A 16,333-nucleotide genomic window follows, 5' to 3' on the forward strand; every position below is an offset into this window, starting at 1 on the left:
GATCTATTGCACCTGTTTGGGGCGCTGGTTCAGCCACGTGCCAGCTCAGCCAGGTGTGCCGTGGCCTCTTCGCTCTTGAGTACCAGCACATCGCCTTCCAGCGCATCCAGGACCACTTCCGCCGTGTTGCCGATCAGCGCCCCGGAGATGCCGGTGCGGGCCACGGTGCCGAGGATGGTCACCACAGCGTCAAGTTTCTTCTCGGTATAGGGAATCAGTACGTCGGCCGGTCCTTCGGCGATATGCAGCCTGTCATCGGTAATATCGAATTCCGCCTGGAACGCCGTGCACGCCTCGCGATAGCGTTTCTCGATGGTCTCCGTGAGCTGATAGACCGGGTCGGAAGCCGACAGCATCGGCGATGGATGGGCGCTGATCACGTGCAGTTGGCCTTTGGCCAGGCTGGCGATGTCATAGCCGTGATCGATGATGCTGGCGTGCAACAGACGATGGGCCTCGTCCTGGTTGCCCACATCCACCGCCGCCAGGATCACGCCGCCGGTCCAGGGGCGTTCGCTCTTGACCATCAGCACCGCGCAGGGGCACGCGCGCAGCAGCTTCCAGTCACTGGGGGTCAGCAATGCCTTGCGCAAGGGGTTTTCCGGGCGGTGCTCCTTGATCACCAGTTCACAGCCTTCCGCTTGCTGCACATGGATGATCGACTGGTGCAGGTTGTCCTTCCACTTCTGTTCATGGGTGACATTGTCGTAGCCATCATCATGCAACTGGCTGCTTAGCAGGCTCAACAGCGCGCTGTGGTCCTGCTTCTTGTCGCACATCAGCAGGTGCAGGCGCGCACCGGTCACCCCGGCAATCAGTTTGGCCCGGGTCAGGGCCCGGCTATGGGCGTGCTCGGGGTCGAGGACGACGAGGATGCTGCGCACGGCTTGCATGGACGTGAACTCCTTTCGCGGATGGCGACCAATGCCTGACTATAGACGGCGCGGCGGCTGTTGCCGGTTGATCTGCATCAAGCATAGTCACTGGCGCTCGCCACCGCCGCCGGTATAATCGCCGGTCCCGCCGATGTCCCGTGTGATTGTGAGTACCATGTCCCTGATTCCTGAAATCGATGCCTTCCTGGGTTGCCGCACCCCTGACGCCTGGATCGAGGCGGCACTGGCCGACCAGGAAACCCTGCTGATCGATCACAAGAATTGCGAGTTCAAGGCCGCCAGCACGGCGCTGAGCCTGATCGCCAAGTACAACACCCATCTCGACCTGATCAACATGATGTCGCGCCTGGCCCGCGAGGAACTGGTGCACCACGAGCAAGTGCTGCGTCTGATGAAGCGCCGCGGCGTGCCGCTACGGCCGGTGTCGGCAGGGCGCTATGCCTCTGGGCTGCGGCGGCTGGTGCGGGCGCACGAGCCGGTGAAGCTGGTGGACACCCTGGTAGTGGGGGCTTTCATCGAGGCGCGCAGCTGCGAACGCTTCGCCGCCCTGGTGCCGCACCTGGACGAGGAGCTGGGTACCTTCTATCACGGCCTGCTCAAAAGCGAGGCGCGACACTATCAAGGTTATCTGAAGCTGGCTCACCAGTATGGCGACGAAGCGGACATTGCCAGGGTTGTGGAGCAGGTGCGCGAAGCGGAGGTCGGGCTGATCACCTCGCCCGACCAGGAACTGCGCTTCCACAGCGGCATTCCCCAGGCGCAAGCCGCCTGAGTTATTGCCGGCGACCGAGCAGCAACCCGACCACCAGGCCGAAGCCTGCGGAAATCGCCACGGTCTGCCAGGGGTGGCCTCCGATATACTCCTGTGTCGCCTCGACCACCGGCTGCGCCTTCTGGCCCAGGCGGCTGGTGGCATCGCGCGCCTGGCGCAACTTGAGCCCCAACTGCGCGCGCATGCCTTCGGCTTCCTCGCCGACCAGCGACGCGCTGTCGCTGAGCAGCTTCTCGGATTCCTCGATCAATGCCTGCAGTTCGCTGAACACCTGATCCTTGATCTGGTCGTTGTTGCCTTGCGCAGCGGTTTTCCTGGCCATGTACACATCCTCGTGAAGGGTTGGGCGTTGAACAGTGGATGCCACGGTGACGGGAAAGTTGCAGTGGCGTACCGGTGGCGCGTCGACGCAGTGTAAGATAGCGCCCATTTTCCAGCGGCAGGTAATACCCGATGAGTTTCAATCTGGCCAACATGAGCTTCCAGGAACGGGCGCAGATCGAGGCAGAAAAGGCCCGCTTGTTCGACTACTGGCAGAACAACCTGGGCAAGGCCAAGGGCGAGGCGGCGCGACTGATCGCAGAGAAGCCGCGGCGCAAGGGCAAGTGGGCGGAATGGGTACGTGCCGAACTCGACGGCATGTCGCCGCCGGAGTTCAACCAGCTGGTGCGCAGCGAAGTGAACAAGATGATGGCCGCCGCCAGCGCCAACCGCTGAGCCAGGCGAACACCCCGAACGCCTGCGCTGGAGAATCCAACAGACCTTCCAGACTGGAGTTCCCTCGATGCCCAAGTCCATCGTCGCCGCCCTGCAGATCGGTTCCCTGCCTGGCGGCAAGGCCGCCACCCTGGCGCAGATCCTCGACTACGAGCAGGCCATCCATGATGTCGGCGCCAGCCTGGTGGTGATGCCCGAGGCCTTGCTCGGTGGCTATCCGAAAGGCGAAGGGTTCGGCACCCAGCTCGGCTATCGCCTGCCCGAGGGGCGTGAAGCCTTCGCCCGCTATTTCGCCAATGCCATTGATGTACCGGGGCCCGAGACCGACACCTTGGCCGGCTTGTCGGCGCGTACCGGAGCGAGCCTGGTGATCGGCGTGATCGAGCGCAGCGGCAATACCCTGTATTGCACGGTGCTGTTCTTCGAGCCGCACACCGGCCTGGTGGCCAAGCACCGCAAGCTGATGCCCACCGGTACCGAGCGGCTGATCTGGGGCAAGGGCGACGGCTCCACACTGCCGGTAATCGAAAGCCGTGCCGGGCGCATCGGCGCGGCAGTGTGCTGGGAGAACTACATGCCGCTGCTGCGCACTGCGATGTACGCCAAGGGTGTGCAACTGTGGTGCGCGCCGACAGTGGACGAGCGCGAGCTTTGGCAGGTGAGCATGCGCCATATCGCCGCCGAGGGGCGCTGCTTTGTCATCAGCGCCTGCCAGGTGCAGGATTCGCCCGCCGCACTGGGCCTGGAGGTGGCCAACTGGCCGGCCGAACGGCCATTGATCAACGGCGGCAGCGTGATCGTCGGCCCACTTGGGGAGGTACTGGCCGGGCCGCTGGTGGGCGAGCGTGGCCTGCTTTGCGCCGAGGTCGATACCGATGAACTGGTGCGTGCGCGCTACGACTTCGACGTGGTCGGCCACTATGCGCGGCCGGATGTGTTCGAGCTCAGCGTGGACGAGCGTCCGCGGCCCGGAGTACGTTTCGTCGGTTCATCCGGCGCAGGTGAGTGATCTGCCAGCCTGCCGGTAAAGCTGATTACCAGGCAGTGCCTGCGGCCGTTGGCAGGTCGAGCTTGCCTTTGTCGGTAAAGCGCACGGTACCGAGCGGCCCTCCCGCCAGCTTGCCGCGCAATACATAGGGCAGGCCCTGCAGCGAGTCCACCCGGCTCAGGCCGTAGGCCTGGCGCAGGAAGGCGAAGGCGGTGACGCTCACCGGCACCACCAGCACCGCTTCGTCGTAGCGGCCGATATGCCCGCGCTGGTCGCTCACCCCGGCCGCCAGGGGCTGGTCGTTGACCTCCAGGTTGAGGGCGATGCCGTTGAAATCCACCGGGGTTTCGTTGGGGTTCTGCACGCGGATCTTCACGGCCATGCGCAGCTCCAGGTCCTGGCCGGGCAGGGTATCGATGCCGATCACGCTGATGTTCAGCGGGTCGCGACCCTGGAACAGGGCGCAGGCATTCAGGCCAAGGGTCAGCAGCAGGATCAGGCAGACGCGGGCATACATGGTGATCAAGGCCTCGTGGCGCGGGCGAGTCGGCAGTGTCGCAAATGCGCGGTGGTGATGAAAGCGGGGCCTGCCGACGTTCCGGGCCTAGCGCGAGCCGAATGTCATGCGCAGGTCTTCCATGAAGGCTTGCTGCGCCTCGCCGGGTGTTTGCCCGCGATGCCTGGCCAGGGTGAACGGCACCACGAAATCCAGCGCGGTATCCAACGCCCGCAACAGGCCTTGGGCTTCCCAGGGCGCGGCGCAGTGGCACGGTAGAAAGCCGATGTGTCGTCCTGAAAGGATGAACGTCAAGGCGCTGTCGATCTGCTCTGCCACCGCCATGCTGTGGCGGCTCTGGAAGAGTTCGCCCTGTTTGAGAAAACGATAGGGGTGGCTCACTTGGTCGGCCTCGAGCAACTGCTCGCGGGTTACCTGGGCCTGGGTGAACAAGACGTGCCCCTTGCCGCAGTAAAGCCTCTGGCGCTCCTCGAACAGCGGCAGGTAGTCGAACGCCGCCTGGTTGCCGGAGAAGTAGCTGATGGCGCAGTCCAGGCGTTGCTCCAGCAGCAAGCGTTCGAGTTCGGCCGGTGGCGCGCTGGTCAGTTCCAGGCGCACGCTCTCGTCACGCTGGCGAAACCGCGCGATGGCCTGGGCCAGGCGCAGGCTGACGTCACGGTCCTGGTTCTCGGCCAGGCCGATGCGCACGCTGCCCAGCAAGCGCCCGGCAACACCGTTGGCCTGCTGGCGGAACTGCTCGATCTGCAGCAGCAGGCCGCGGGTGGCCTGCAACAGCAACTCGCCTTTCTCGGTCAGCCGGAAGCCGCCCTTGCCCCGGCTGCATAGGCGATAACCCAGGCGGGTCTCCAGTTTCGCCATCTGCTGGCTGATGCTGGGCTGGCTGAGCCCCAGCACACCTTGGGCGGCGCTGAAACCGCCGGCCTCGACTACAGTGACGAACAGCCGCAGCAGGTGTAGGTCCGGGTCGTGCAATTGTCCGAGCATCACATTGCTCCTGGTGAATGTCAGCTTCGCAAAGTTGCCATTTTTGCAATGTAACCCGACAGGCATGCTGGCGGCATCCACCCCTATGCCGAGGTGTCCGCCATGCGTTCGACGTTGTGCCTGCTTTCATTGCTGATCGCCCTGCCGCTGCAGGCCGAAGAGAAGGTCGTCAACCTGTACAGCTGGGCCGACTATGTCGCCCCGCAGACCCTGGAGCGTTTCGAGAAGGAGACCGGCTACAAGGTCCGCTACGACACCTTCGACACCACCGAGGTGCTGGAGACCAAGCTGCTCACCGGTGGCAGCGGCTACGACGTGGTGGTGCCGTCGGCCACGGTGTTGGCCCGAGCCCTCAAGGCCGGCGCCCTGCAGCCGCTGGAGGCGCAGGCGATGCCCGGCTATGCCAACCTCGACCCGGACTTGCTGGCCAAGCTGGCCGAGGCCGACCCCGGCAACCGCCATGCCGTGCCTTACACCTGGGGCACGCTGGGGCTGGGGGTGAATGTCGAGGCCGTGCGCCAGCGCCTGGGCGATGTGCCCCTGGACAGCCTCGACCTGCTGTTCAAGCCTGAGTACGCCAGCCGCCTGAAGGACTGCGGCATCGCCATGCCGGACTCGCCACAGGAAGTGATCGGCGTGACCCTCAACTACCTGGGCAAGGACCCTTACAGCCAGGACAAGGCCGACCTGGACGCAGCCCAGGCGCTGTTGCAGCAACTGCAGCCGTCGATCAGCTACGTGGCCAACGGCCGCCAGATCAATGACCTGGCCAATGGCAGTGTGTGCCTGGCGCTCACCTACAACGGCGACGCCGCCATGGCCGCCGACCAGGCGCGCCGCGCCGGCAAGCCATTCGAGCTGATCTACCGCATCCCCCGTGAGGGCACACTGGTGTGGCAGGACAACCTGGTAATCCCCAAGGACGCACCGCATCCCGAGGCTGCACGCGCCTTCATCACCTTCATGCTGCGCCCCGACTCAGTGGCGGCGCTGACCAACACGCTGTTCTTCGCCAACGCCAACCAGGCCGCCACGCCGCTGGTGGACGAGGCGATCCGCGACGACCCGGACATCTATCCCCCGGCCGCGGTGCGCCAGCGCCTGTTCGCCGACCGCAGCATGGCGCTGGCCGACCTGCGCCAGCGCAACCGCCTGTGGACCGCCTTCCGCAGCCGGCAGTGAATGACAACGACAGGAGATATACCGTGGACCTCGCCCAGGACAACGACCAGGCCATCACCCGTGACAGCCTCTACGGCACTGCCGCCGAGAGCACCTACGCCGGCATCACCAGCTTCTCCCGGCGTCGCTACAGCCGCGATTTGCGGGGTGTCGACGTGGTGGTCAGCGGCGTGCCGTTCGACACCGCGACCAGCAATCGGCCCGGCGCGCGCTTCGGTCCGCGTGCGATCCGCGCCGCCTCGGTGCAACAGGCCTGGGCCAGGCACTGGCCCTGGGCGTTCGATCCGTTCGACCACCTGGCGGTGATCGACTACGGCGACTGTGCGTTCGATAGCGGTACGCCGCGCTCGGTGCCGCAGAGCATCGAGGCGCATGCCGAGCACATTCTCGAGGCCGGCTGCGCCATGCTCACCTTGGGCGGAGACCATTTCATCAGCTATCCGCTGCTCAAGGCCCATGCCCGTCGGCATGGCCCGCTGGCGCTGGTGCACTTCGACGCGCACAGCGACACCTGGCCGGACGAGGAGGGCCAGCGCATCGACCATGGCACGATGTTCTGGCACGCGGCGCGGGAAGGGCTGGTGGACCCGTCGCGCTCGGTGCAGATCGGCCTGCGCACCACCAACGACGATAGCCAGGGCTTTGCCATTCTCGACGCTCGCCAGGTGCATCGCCAGGGCACCGAGGCGATCATCGCTGCCATCCGCCAGCGGGTAGGCGACCGGCCCGTGTACCTGACCTTCGATATCGACTGCCTGGACCCGGCCTTCGCACCCGGCACCGGCACGCCGGTATGTGGCGGCCTGAGCACGGTACAGGCGCTGGAGATACTCGGCGGGTTGCGTGGGATCAACCTGGTGGGCATGGACCTGGTGGAGGTGGCGCCGGCCTATGACCATGCCGATATCACTGCGCTGGCAGGCGCGACCCTGGCGATGGAGATGCTGTGCCTGTATGCGGCGCGGCACAAGGTTGATAGGGCCGGGTAACGCCAGGGCCGCGCTGCGGCAATTGCCGGCACGCCAACTACCACAGGAAGGCGTAGGGCTCAAGGCTGGTGCGCACGGTGTGGGAGCTGGCTTGCCGGCGATTGGGCTGCATGGCAGCCCCAGGGGGCGCATACTGAAACATCAGGACCCAAATTCATCCTTTTGCGTCGAACCCTGCGCGCCGTAGGCTATCCAACCTTCGAGCGCGCCTTTTCGTACCGGAGGTGAAGCATGAATCCCACACTGCCAATCCTGGGCCTCGGCCTGTTGCTGGCCTTGCCACTCCAGGCCGCTCCCTTGGCGCCGCCGCTGATTGCCGCCAACGACAGCAACAACCCGTACAACAGCCCGATCATGCGCGCCAATCCCAACAGCCGTCAGGGCAGCGTGCCGGCAATGCCGCCTGTGCGCGGCCCGTCCACGCAACCCAACCCGCGACCTCCCACACTCGATAATCGCGGCATCGGCAACGGCGAAAACCTGCGCCGCGAACAGCAGACCCCGAACCTGGAACCCACCCGCCCACCACGCGATTCACCGCGCGTGCCGTGAGCCCTTGCGAAGGAAGCGAGCATGACGCCACGCATCTGGTTGACCACCCTGGCCGCCGCCAGCCTGTTCCCCCTGCTGGCGCAGGCCGCCGCAGAACAGCAGTACCCCAGCGAGGAGGGCCGACTGACCGTCAGTACTGTCGCTGACGGCTTGCGCAATCCCTGGGCGCTGGCATTCCTGCCCGGCGGCAAGGACATGCTGGTCACCGAACGCCCCGGCAACCTGCGCATCGTCAACGCTGAAGGCAAGGTCGGGCCGCCGCTGTCCGGCGTGCCCAAGGTCTGGGCCGAGGGCCAGGGTGGCCTGCTCGATGTGGTGCTCTCGCCTGAGTTCGCCAAGGATCGAACCGTTTACCTGTCCTATGCCGAGGAGGGCAACGATGGCAAGGCTGGTACCGCCGTCGGCCGTGGCCAGCTGACCCAGGACCGGTCGCGCCTGGAGAACTTCACGGTGATCTTCCGCCAGCAGCCCAAGCTGTCCGAAGGCAACCATTTCGGCTCGCGGCTGGTGTTCGACCGTGACGGCTACCTGTTCATCGCCCTGGGCGAGAACAACCAGCGCGCCACGTCGCAGGACCTGGACAAGCTACAGGGCAAGGTCGTGCGCATCCTGCCCGACGGCGAGGTGCCCAAGGACAACCCTTTCGTCGGGCGCGACAACGTACGCCCGGAGATCTGGTCGTTCGGCCACCGCAACCAGCAGGGCGCGGCGCTGAATCCCTGGACTGGCAAGCTCTGGACCCACGAGCATGGCCCGCGTGGCGGCGACGAGATCAACATCCCCAAGGCGGGCAAGAACTATGGCTGGCCGATCGCTACCCACGGCATCAACTATTCGTTGCTGCCGATTCCCGAAGCCAAGGGCAAGCATGTCGCTGGCATGGCCGACCCGCATCATGTGTGGGAAAAGTCGCCGGGCATCAGCGGCATGGCGTTCTACGACAGCCCCACGTTCAAGGCCTGGGACCACAGCCTGTTCATCGGCGCGCTGGCGACACAGGAGTTGATCCGGCTGAAGCTCGATGGCGACAAGGTCGTGCATGAAGAAAGACTGTTGGGTGACCTGAAGGCGAGGATTCGCGATGTTCGGGTAGGGCCGGATGGCTATCTGTACGTGCTGACCGATGCCAAGGATGGTGCCTTGCTGAGGGTGGGGCTGACAGGGGGCTGATCGTCCCTCGCCTGGAGCAAGGTTGTGGCAGCGGGCTTGCCCCGCGATGGCGTACCATGCGCGGCATGACCCCTGAATCCCTTTATCACAAGGCGCTGGCCGAGCGTGGCTACGTCGCCGATCCCTCCCAGGCAGCGGCTGTGGCTGCGTTGCAGGACTGCTTCGACGCCCTGCGTCAGGGCCAGCCGACGCAAGGCCTGTACCTCTGGGGCCCGGTCGGCCGTGGCAAGACCTGGTTGATGGACCTGTTCCATCGCAGCCTGCAATTGCCAGCCCGGCGCCAGCATTTCCACCATTTCATGGCATGGGTTCATCAGCGCCTGTTCCAGCTCAATGGCACCGCTGACCCGCTCGCGGCCCTGGCCCGGGCGTTGGCCGAGGAGATACGGGTGTTGTGTTTCGACGAACTGTTCGTCAGCGATATCGGCGATGCGATTATCCTTGGCCGTCTGTTCCAGGTGTTGTTCGATCACGGTGTGGTGATCGTCGCCACCTCCAACCAGCCGCCCGGCCAGTTGTACCGCGATGGCTTCAACCGCGAGCGGTTCCTGTCGGCCATCGCCGCCATCGAGCGGCACATGCGCGTGCTGGCGGTGGCGGGGGAGCAGGATCACCGCTTGCACCCCGGCCTGCAACAGCAGCGCTACTGGGTCGGCCAGCCGGGGCGGTCGAGCGCGCTCGAGGCGGTGTTCGGCCAGTTGAGCCCGGACGACCCAGGCAACGACAAGCCGCTGCAGCTTGGCTCCCGACGGATCGGCGTGCTGCGCCGAAGCACGCAGGCCCTCTGGTGCCACTTCAGCGCATTGTGCGAGCAGCCCCTGGCAGCCATGGACTTCATGGCCTTGTGCGACCGCTTTCCGGCGATCCTGGTCAGCGGCATTCCGGCCCTGGGCGGTGTCCAGCAGGCCGGGCGAATTGCCCGCGGTACCGAGGATGGGGCCACCCGCGTCGAGGCCGGGGACCGCCAGTTGCCGACACTGGCGCCGAAGGATGACAGCGTTCGGCGCTTCATCGCCCTGGTGGACGAATGCTACGACCGTCGGGTGTTGTTGTACCTGGAGGCCGAGGTCCCGCTGGAAGCGCTCTACACTCAAGGGTATCTGGCGTTCCCGTACCAACGGACCCTGAGCCGGCTACGGGAGATGCAACTGCAACGCTTCGCCTGAAGGAGCCGACCATGGAGCCGCTGTCGCATCATCTGCTGACCCAGGCCTACAACAATGGCTGGGCCAACCACCGCCTGTACAAGGCTTGTCTGCAATTGACCCAGGACGAGTTCGTCGCCCCGCGCTGCAGTTTCTTCCCGTCGATCAAGGCCACCCTCAACCACCTGTTGACGGTGGACTGGTTCTATCTGGATGCACTGGAGTGCGAGCAACGCGGCCAAATGCCGGATCCGGACGGCGAGCGCTTCTTCCAACCCGAGCAGCCCTTCGCCACCTGCACCGACCTGCAGGCCCAGCAGGCCCAGGCCGACCAGCGCCTGATCACCTATTGCCGGCAATTGCGCGACGACCAGTTGCGGCGCTATGTGAGCATCGTGCGACCGGACCGGGTGCAACAGGAGCAACGTTTGCGCTTGCTGTCACACCTGTTCGAGCACCAGATCCACCATCGCGGCCAGGTGCACGCAATGCTCAGCGATACGGCGATCAGGCCACCGCAGTTGGACGAATTCTTCTGTGAAGAGGAGGCCTCACTGCGATCCGAGGATTTTGCTGCGCTGGGTTGGAGCGAGGCGCAGGTCTGGGGGCAGCACTGAGCGGCGTTCAGGCTGTTTCGTCACCCACCAGATCGTGGGCGGCCTGCACCAGTTGCTCCAGCTGGTGATGCACCATGGCGCGGTCCAGCTGCGCCAGGGGCTGGCGATTCCACAGTATTTGCATGTCGGTGAGCGGGTCGACACCGATCACAGGCTTGCAGGTGTCCTGGCAGAACAGGTTTTGTTCGCCCCAGCGTATGTCGTCGATTGCGGGAAGTTCGATGAACATCAGCAAGTGGTCCGCCGGGTGCTCGGTGACGTTGCACACATAAGGCCCTGCCCGCAGGCTGATCACCGGCTCGAAGGTCGTTGGGGGCTCCAGCTTCAGGGCAGCGTACAGCTGGGTCAATGCATAGTCATAGTTCGTGCCTGACATGGCGAGCTCTCGATCAAAGGGCTTGCCACGGTAGTCAGTGCATACCCTGCAAGATACTGGGTGTAGTCGCCATTTTTTAACTGCTGGGCTTCCTGCGGTTCGGCGAAGGCTTGCTTCGCATTGCCTTACAGAGTCGATAAATTTCCTACAAGTGATGGCGAATAGCCTCCCTCTCGGCAAGGACAATCCCTGCGTTCATTCGTGGGAAGGCGCCGTAGTCTGTGGTCCTGGCTGCATCGCGGGGGCAAGGGCTGCAAGGTCATTCGAATCTTGCACGATCTGCTGCTCGATGGTGCGTAAAGGGTCCTACGGGAAGTATGGCCTCGCGTGGAAGGGATTTCTCCAGTTGAGGGCTGGTGTGTGCAAGGTCGGCAGTTGGATGTTGTCGGGGCGGGGTTCGCGTCCCAGGGGCAGGAAGGCTTCTACGCGGTGATGGTGGGGGAGCTGACGCTTCGCGAAAAGGACGACATCATTCACCTACAGGCAGGCGAGCTGCTGTTCGTCAAGCGCGGCACCTATCTGGTGGCGAGCCAATGGCAGGCATGCGAAGTGCTCTGGCTGCCGCTGGATGTGAATTTCGTGCAGGCGTTCGTGAAACGTCATGGCAATGACCTTGCCCACCTCGAACGCCGTGACGAGCCAGGTGTGGGTACCCTCCGGCTGCGACCCTGCACGATGGCGCAGGAATGCGTGACCCGCCTGGCGGCGCTCGGGGGCGAAGGTACCTCGTCGATGCTGGCGATGTTGCGCCTGGAGGAGTTGTTGCTGCTGCTCATTTTCGGAGCGCAGGGGCGGACCTTGCTGGCGGCACTGCGGCAACAGGGCAATCGCCATGTCGATCGCCTGCACGCATTCATGGAACAGCACTATCTGCGCGATTGGCGCCTGGACCAGTACGCCCAGGCCTTCGGCTTGGGCCTGACGGCGTTCAAGAGTTTGTTCAACACCTTCTACAACTGCTCGCCCCGGGCCTGGATCACCGAGCGCAGGATCGTCCATGCGCACCATCTGCTGCTTAACACGCGCATGAGCATTGTCGACATCGCCATGGAAAGCGGCTTTTCCAGCCAGTCGTATTTCAGCCAGAGCTACCGCCGACGGTTCGGCCGCACCCCCAGCGATGCTCGCCGTGGCTGACAAACTCTTCTGTTCCCTCCGTTGCACGGACGATGCCCGTATGAACACACTTTTGCAGCAAATGGCCCGACGGTTGGGCATGCCTCCCTGGTTGGCCAATGAGCGCGGTGGCTACCAGTTGTGCATCGAGGGACGTGCCCTTTCGCTCGAGCCGCAAGGCACGCAACTGGTTGTTCGCAGCTCGCTGTCGTCACTGGCGGGCCATGGCGCCAGCCTCGACCCGCAAGCCTTGCGCCGCTTGATGAGCATGCTGACAGTGTGGGCGCAGCACTGTCCGCAGCGACTGGCGCTGACACCCGCGGGAGAGCCGCTGCTTGAAGCGCAGGTAGACCTGGCCCAGGGCGATCTCGACATCGTGGATCACGTGCTGGGTGCTCAGGTCGACCTGCTCGCTCTCCTGTGCGAGCAACATGCCGATCCAGTGCCTGCGACCCACCGGGGAGCTCGCGTATGGCTGCCTTGAGGTCGCTTGCCGCCGGTTTGACGGCGCTGTTGGCCAGCCTTGCGGCCCAGGGCGAGTCACTGGATTGGCCCCAGGAGCCTTTCCACTACGTTGCCCAGGGCGAGAGCCTGCGTGACCTGCTGGGCAACTTCGCCGCCAACTACCAGGGGGCGGTGGTGGTCAGCGACAAGGTCAGGGACCAGGTGAGCGCCACGTTCGAGCAGCCGGACCCGGAGGCGTTTCTGGAGCAGGTCGCCGCACTGTTCAACCTGGCCTGGTACTACGACGGCGCAGTGCTGCATGTCGGCAAGTCCAGCGAACTACAGACCCGCCTTGTTCACCTGGACAAAGTGCGCGAGCCACAATTGCGCGCCGCCCTGCAGGAGGCTGGCGGCTGGACGTCGCGCTTCGCCTGGCGCGCCGCGGCGGGTGGGCAGCTGGTGTATGTCTCGGGCCCGCCGCGTTACCTTGATCGCGTCGAGCAGACCGCCAAGGTCCTGGAGCAGCAGGCTGTGTTGCAGGACGAACGCGGTGGCAGCCTGAGCGTCGAGGTGATCGCGCTCAGGCATGCGGTAGCCGAAGACCGTGAAATCGATTATCGCGACCAGAAGGTGGCGGTACCCGGGGTGGCCACGCTCCTCTCTCGGGTACTGACGAACGCCGATGTACGCGCGGTCGAAGGTCAGGCTGTGGCACAGGGGGCGCCCGTTCGCTCCAGTCAAGCCGTTGTCCAGGCCGAAGCGTCGCTCAATGCCATCATCGTGCGTGACCACCCAGAGCGCATGCCCATGTACCGGCGTTTGGTGGCGGCGCTGGACCGTCCGGCGGCGCGCATCGAGGTGGGGCTGACGATCCTCGACATCAACGCCGAGCACCTGGCGGAGCTGGGGGTGGAGTGGCAGGTTGGCATAGGTACCGGCAAGCACCAGTTGATCGACATTCGCACCAGCGCAGGCCAGGCGCAGGGCACGCTTGCCGGCAGCCTGGTCGACAGCCGGGGCGTGGACCGGCTGCTGGCCAAGGTCACGTTGATGCAGGGCGAGGGGCGCGCCCAGGTGGTGTCGCGGCCGACCTTGCTGACCCAGGAGAACACCCTGGCGGTGATAGACCACAGCGAAACCTATTATGTGCGAGTGCTGGGAGAACGCGTCGCCGAGCTCAAGGCGATCACCTACGGCACCCTGTTGAAGATGACCCCACGTCTGATCCGCAGTGCGGACCGGCCGGAAATCAGCCTGAGCCTGCATATCGAGGACGGCAGCCAGAAACCCAACAGTACAGGGCCCGATGGTATACCCACCATCAGTCGCACGGTCATCGACACGCTGGCCCGGGTCGACCTGGGGCAGAGCCTGATGATTGGTGGCATCCACCGCGACGAGTCGAGCGAGAGCCTGCGCAAGGTCCCGCTGTTGGGGGACATTCCGTTCCTGGGCGCCTTGTTTCGTTATCAGTCCAGCAGCACGCGCCGATCGGTTCGGCTGTTCCTGATCGAGCCGAAGCTGATTGACCCGGGGCTCGCAAGTGTCGGCAATGGCTTGAAGTCAGGTCCTGTCCGTGATGAGCGCTCTTGAAATGACTTGGAAACTGCGGGTCTACAGTGGCCTGAATGCGGGGGCCGAGGTGTCCCTGGCACCTGGCCGGGTAGTCATCGGCGCCGACCCGGTGCAAGCGGATCTGGTGCTGGTGGACGCAGGGATCGCCGCTATCCACCTGGTGCTGATGGTCGGGCCTGGCGGGGTACGCCTGCTGGAGTGGGGCGCCAGCGAACCACCGACACAGGCCGGGGTGACGTTAGCGGCAGACGTCGAGTTGCAGGCACTTGCCATCCAGCGTTGTGGTCCGTTGTGCTGGGCATTCTGTACAGAGGGCGAGGTCTTTGCCGAGCGGCTTCCCGAGTCGATCCCCCGGCCCGGATTGCGGGCCGGCTGGTTCATGGTCCCCGGCGCCGGGGTGCTGCTGTTGCTGGCGTTGCTCACTCGATTGCTGAGTCCAGAGGCCGAAGCACAGGGCAAAGCGGACACAGCCGATCCCCAGGTCATGCCACACAGCCTGCCCGTTCCACAGGCCCGGACGCGCCTGGCCCAACTGCTGCGCGAATGGCGCCTGGAAGATGCCCTGACCCTGGAGGACCGCGGTGACACCCTGGTGCTGCGTGGGGCACTGCATGACCGCCAGCATCAGGACTTTCTCAACCTGCAACGCCAGTTCCGCAAGGCATTCGCCGAGCATCCGCTGTTGAAGCTGGTCGATGAGGGCAGGGCCGCTGTGCCCGGGAAACTCGATTTCCCGGTGCGCGCGGTGTCGCTGGGGCGCGTGCCCTATGTGACGCTGACGGACAACCGCCGTTATCCGGTAGGCGCGCTGATGCCTTCCGGTATCCGCATCCTGGCGATCGATGGTCAGGCGATCACTTTGCGCAAGGGGGGGCAGGACTACTCGATCAATCTCAAGGAGCGCCCCATTAATGATGGATGAACTGTTGCAGGAAACACGTGACCCACAAACACGCGCCTGGATGTACAGGGTGCTGGAGCAAGCGCGGCAAGTCCGCGCCGAGCAGATGTCGCGCCCTTTGCCGCCCACGGCATTCCAGGCAGCGCACGACGAGCGAACGGCCCTTGAAGCGGCCTTGAACATCCTGAAAAAACTGAAGGAACATTGAAATGACAGGCATCAGCAGCGGATTCCACGATGGTACCAGCAACACCATGGACATGGTCCACGAAGGCATGGTCAAGCAGGCGCGAGAGGCCAACAAGGCCGTCCTCGAGTCGCTCAGTAAACTCAACGAGAAAAGCGACGACCCCGCGTTGCTGGCCGACATGCGCCACCGTTCGAACATCTGGTCCAACGTGTTCCAGGTCGATGCGACCTTGGGCCAGACCTTCAAGAACACCATCAGCAGCATCCTGCAGAAGTTCTGAGCATGGAGTACTCGGTGAACAATCTGATGGCGCGCCTGGGCTTGCTGGGTGTCGAGCACCATCACCATGACGAAGCGATGGCGATTGCGCGTTGGCTGGCCCGGCAGCCGGAAACCAGGGAAGCCGCCTGTGCGATACGTATCGCCGGCCTGATGGGAGCGGGACGCTGCGAGGAGGCCCTGGCAGAAGGCAATCAGGCCTCCTGGCCATCCCTCGGCCCGTGGCTGGCGCTGTGCGAGCGCCAGCTGGGCTACATGGCGGCGCTGGAAAGGCGCCTTGAGCGTATGGCGCAGAGCGAGGATTGCGATCTGATCCGGTTTGCCGAGGGTATGCGCGCCCAGGTGGTGGCATGAACGGGTTGACCACCTCATTGTTGACGAGTGAGCCAATAGCGCCGATCCCGCAGCCCGTCCATGTCGCTCGGGACGCTGCTGTATTCCAGGCATGCCTGGTCGAGCAGGGCGCAGGTGCTCTGGAGTTCGTGCAGGTGCCGGCACTGGCACAGCAACAGCGCTTGCAAGTGCTCGCCATGGCAATGGACCTGCTCAACGATTCCTTCAAGGTGGAGGGCGACTCATGAATGGCATTGCTGAAGTGACTCGAGTGGTCACCGATCTGCAGTCCCTGGCGGCACCGTCCGTCGATTCCCGCCAAGTGGCCGAGTTCGAGCAGGCGCTATCCAGCAGTGCCGGCAGCCCTGAGGAGGGGGTGTTGCACAAAGTCGCACAGCTCGGCCAGCAGCATGCCGAAGCCAGGCAGGGCGCGCATGCCAGCCTGGTCTCGGGGGTGGGTGATCCGGTGGCATTGATGGATGCCCATTGGGCACTGATACGCACCAACCTGCAGGTCGAGCTGATTGCCAAGGGCGTGGGACGCACCACGCAGAACATCGAAACCCTGATGAAAGCCCAGTAGGTGCACT

Annotated in this window: 23 protein-coding genes; 18 read left to right on the plus strand and 5 right to left on the minus strand. The window is 64.5% G+C overall.

Going from position 1 to position 16,333, the window contains the following annotated elements:
- Nucleotides 1–29: 29 nt before the first annotated feature.
- A complete protein-coding gene (locus tag ACQ4OD_RS02945; RefSeq protein ID WP_139669948.1) occupies nt 30–893 on the minus strand; it encodes a universal stress protein in 864 nt (287 codons plus the stop codon).
- A gap of 157 nt (nt 894–1,050) precedes the next feature.
- On the opposite strand from ACQ4OD_RS02945, the gene ACQ4OD_RS02950 reads away from it, so the two are divergent.
- Nucleotides 1,051–1,668 carry a tRNA-(ms[2]io[6]A)-hydroxylase gene (locus ACQ4OD_RS02950; RefSeq protein ID WP_046854995.1) on the plus strand — a complete coding sequence of 206 codons (618 nt, stop codon included), beginning with the start codon at nt 1,051–1,053 and terminating at the stop codon, nt 1,666–1,668.
- 1 nt (nt 1,669) lies between these two features.
- Here ACQ4OD_RS02950 and ACQ4OD_RS02955 read toward each other — a convergent pair whose 3' ends face one another.
- Nucleotides 1,670–1,990 carry a DUF883 family protein gene (locus ACQ4OD_RS02955; RefSeq protein WP_031315252.1) on the minus strand — a complete coding sequence of 107 codons (321 nt, stop codon included), beginning with the start codon at nt 1,988–1,990 and terminating at the stop codon, nt 1,670–1,672.
- 131 nt (nt 1,991–2,121) lie between these two features.
- Here ACQ4OD_RS02955 and ACQ4OD_RS02960 point away from each other — a divergent pair, with 131 nt between their 5' ends.
- On the plus strand, nt 2,122–2,385 hold the full coding sequence (locus ACQ4OD_RS02960; protein ID WP_023630897.1) for a hypothetical protein: 264 nt from the start codon (nt 2,122–2,124) through the stop codon (nt 2,383–2,385).
- 67 nt (nt 2,386–2,452) lie between these two features.
- Nucleotides 2,453–3,394 carry a carbon-nitrogen hydrolase family protein gene (locus ACQ4OD_RS02965; protein ID WP_139669950.1) on the plus strand — a complete coding sequence of 314 codons (942 nt, stop codon included), beginning with the start codon at nt 2,453–2,455 and terminating at the stop codon, nt 3,392–3,394.
- A 25-nt stretch (nt 3,395–3,419) separates the two neighbouring features.
- Here ACQ4OD_RS02965 and ACQ4OD_RS02970 read toward each other — a convergent pair whose 3' ends face one another.
- On the minus strand, nt 3,420–3,890 hold the full coding sequence (locus tag ACQ4OD_RS02970; protein ID WP_139669952.1) for an LEA type 2 family protein: 471 nt from the start codon (nt 3,888–3,890) through the stop codon (nt 3,420–3,422).
- Nucleotides 3,891–3,977: 87 nt separating this feature from the next.
- Nucleotides 3,978–4,874 (minus strand): LysR family transcriptional regulator, encoded by an 897-nt coding sequence (locus tag ACQ4OD_RS02975; protein WP_110700892.1) that lies wholly within the window; start codon nt 4,872–4,874, stop codon nt 3,978–3,980.
- A 102-nt stretch (nt 4,875–4,976) separates the two neighbouring features.
- Here ACQ4OD_RS02975 and ACQ4OD_RS02980 point away from each other — a divergent pair, with 102 nt between their 5' ends.
- The 6 genes from ACQ4OD_RS02980 to ACQ4OD_RS03005 all read left to right on the plus strand — a co-directional run bounded on the left by ACQ4OD_RS02980 (nt 4,977) and on the right by ACQ4OD_RS03005 (nt 10,529).
- On the plus strand, nt 4,977–6,056 hold the full coding sequence (locus tag ACQ4OD_RS02980) for an extracellular solute-binding protein (protein ID WP_102683281.1): 1,080 nt from the start codon (nt 4,977–4,979) through the stop codon (nt 6,054–6,056).
- 23 nt (nt 6,057–6,079) lie between these two features.
- Nucleotides 6,080–7,045, plus strand: coding sequence for an agmatinase (gene speB, locus ACQ4OD_RS02985; protein WP_139669953.1), 966 nt, complete (start codon nt 6,080–6,082; stop codon nt 7,043–7,045).
- A gap of 231 nt (nt 7,046–7,276) precedes the next feature.
- The gene (locus tag ACQ4OD_RS02990) at nt 7,277–7,597 is read left to right on the plus strand and encodes a hypothetical protein (RefSeq protein WP_139669955.1); all 321 of its coding nucleotides are present in this window, start codon (nt 7,277–7,279) and stop codon (nt 7,595–7,597) included.
- Nucleotides 7,598–7,618: 21 nt separating this feature from the next.
- Nucleotides 7,619–8,767: a PQQ-dependent sugar dehydrogenase gene (locus tag ACQ4OD_RS02995; protein ID WP_139669957.1), complete on the plus strand. Its 1,149-nt coding sequence runs from the start codon at nt 7,619–7,621 to the stop codon at nt 8,765–8,767.
- A 65-nt stretch (nt 8,768–8,832) separates the two neighbouring features.
- Nucleotides 8,833–9,933: a cell division protein ZapE gene (gene zapE, locus ACQ4OD_RS03000; protein WP_430943860.1), complete on the plus strand. Its 1,101-nt coding sequence runs from the start codon at nt 8,833–8,835 to the stop codon at nt 9,931–9,933.
- Between the two features lie 11 nt (nt 9,934–9,944).
- Entirely contained in the window at nt 9,945–10,529 is a 585-nt protein-coding gene (locus ACQ4OD_RS03005; RefSeq protein WP_102684865.1) for a DinB family protein, read from the plus strand.
- 7 nt (nt 10,530–10,536) lie between these two features.
- Here ACQ4OD_RS03005 and ACQ4OD_RS03010 read toward each other — a convergent pair whose 3' ends face one another.
- A complete protein-coding gene (locus ACQ4OD_RS03010) occupies nt 10,537–10,905 on the minus strand; it encodes a CesT family type III secretion system chaperone (RefSeq protein ID WP_139669959.1) in 369 nt (122 codons plus the stop codon).
- A gap of 375 nt (nt 10,906–11,280) precedes the next feature.
- On the opposite strand from ACQ4OD_RS03010, the gene ACQ4OD_RS03015 reads away from it, so the two are divergent.
- Genes ACQ4OD_RS03015 through sctI form a run of 9 tightly spaced genes read left to right on the plus strand, consistent with a single transcriptional unit; the run spans nt 11,281 to nt 16,326 of the window.
- Nucleotides 11,281–12,042, plus strand: coding sequence for a helix-turn-helix transcriptional regulator (locus tag ACQ4OD_RS03015; protein WP_146022595.1), 762 nt, complete (start codon nt 11,281–11,283; stop codon nt 12,040–12,042).
- A 40-nt stretch (nt 12,043–12,082) separates the two neighbouring features.
- The gene (locus ACQ4OD_RS03020) at nt 12,083–12,505 is read left to right on the plus strand and encodes a CesT family type III secretion system chaperone (protein WP_198753939.1); all 423 of its coding nucleotides are present in this window, start codon (nt 12,083–12,085) and stop codon (nt 12,503–12,505) included.
- Nucleotides 12,493–14,058, plus strand: coding sequence for a type III secretion system outer membrane ring subunit SctC (gene sctC / locus ACQ4OD_RS03025; RefSeq protein WP_430943861.1), 1,566 nt, complete (start codon nt 12,493–12,495; stop codon nt 14,056–14,058). The genes ACQ4OD_RS03020 and sctC overlap by 13 nt, the downstream gene beginning before the upstream one ends.
- Nucleotide 14,059: 1 nt before the next feature.
- The gene (locus tag ACQ4OD_RS03030; protein ID WP_258600367.1) at nt 14,060–14,962 is read left to right on the plus strand and encodes an FHA domain-containing protein; all 903 of its coding nucleotides are present in this window, start codon (nt 14,060–14,062) and stop codon (nt 14,960–14,962) included.
- Nucleotides 14,952–15,149, plus strand: coding sequence for an EscE/YscE/SsaE family type III secretion system needle protein co-chaperone (locus ACQ4OD_RS03035; RefSeq protein WP_430943862.1), 198 nt, complete (start codon nt 14,952–14,954; stop codon nt 15,147–15,149). Before ACQ4OD_RS03030 ends, ACQ4OD_RS03035 begins: the two co-directional genes overlap by 11 nt.
- A gap of 1 nt (nt 15,150) precedes the next feature.
- Entirely contained in the window at nt 15,151–15,411 is a 261-nt protein-coding gene (locus tag ACQ4OD_RS03040; RefSeq protein ID WP_046855008.1) for an EscF/YscF/HrpA family type III secretion system needle major subunit, read from the plus strand.
- Between the two features lie 2 nt (nt 15,412–15,413).
- Nucleotides 15,414–15,764, plus strand: coding sequence for a YscG family type III secretion system chaperone (locus ACQ4OD_RS03045; RefSeq protein ID WP_139669971.1), 351 nt, complete (start codon nt 15,414–15,416; stop codon nt 15,762–15,764).
- A complete protein-coding gene (locus ACQ4OD_RS03050) occupies nt 15,761–15,991 on the plus strand; it encodes a hypothetical protein (protein WP_177486005.1) in 231 nt (76 codons plus the stop codon). Before ACQ4OD_RS03045 ends, ACQ4OD_RS03050 begins: the two co-directional genes overlap by 4 nt.
- Nucleotides 15,988–16,326, plus strand: a complete 339-nt coding sequence (gene sctI / locus ACQ4OD_RS03055; RefSeq protein ID WP_177486006.1) for a type III secretion system inner rod subunit SctI — start codon at nt 15,988–15,990, stop codon at nt 16,324–16,326. Before ACQ4OD_RS03050 ends, sctI begins: the two co-directional genes overlap by 4 nt.
- The last annotated feature ends 7 nt before the right edge of the window (nt 16,327–16,333 follow it).

Source organism: Pseudomonas sp. WC1, from assembly GCF_050586565.1.
In the GTDB taxonomy this organism is placed as follows: domain Bacteria; phylum Pseudomonadota; class Gammaproteobacteria; order Pseudomonadales; family Pseudomonadaceae; genus Aquipseudomonas.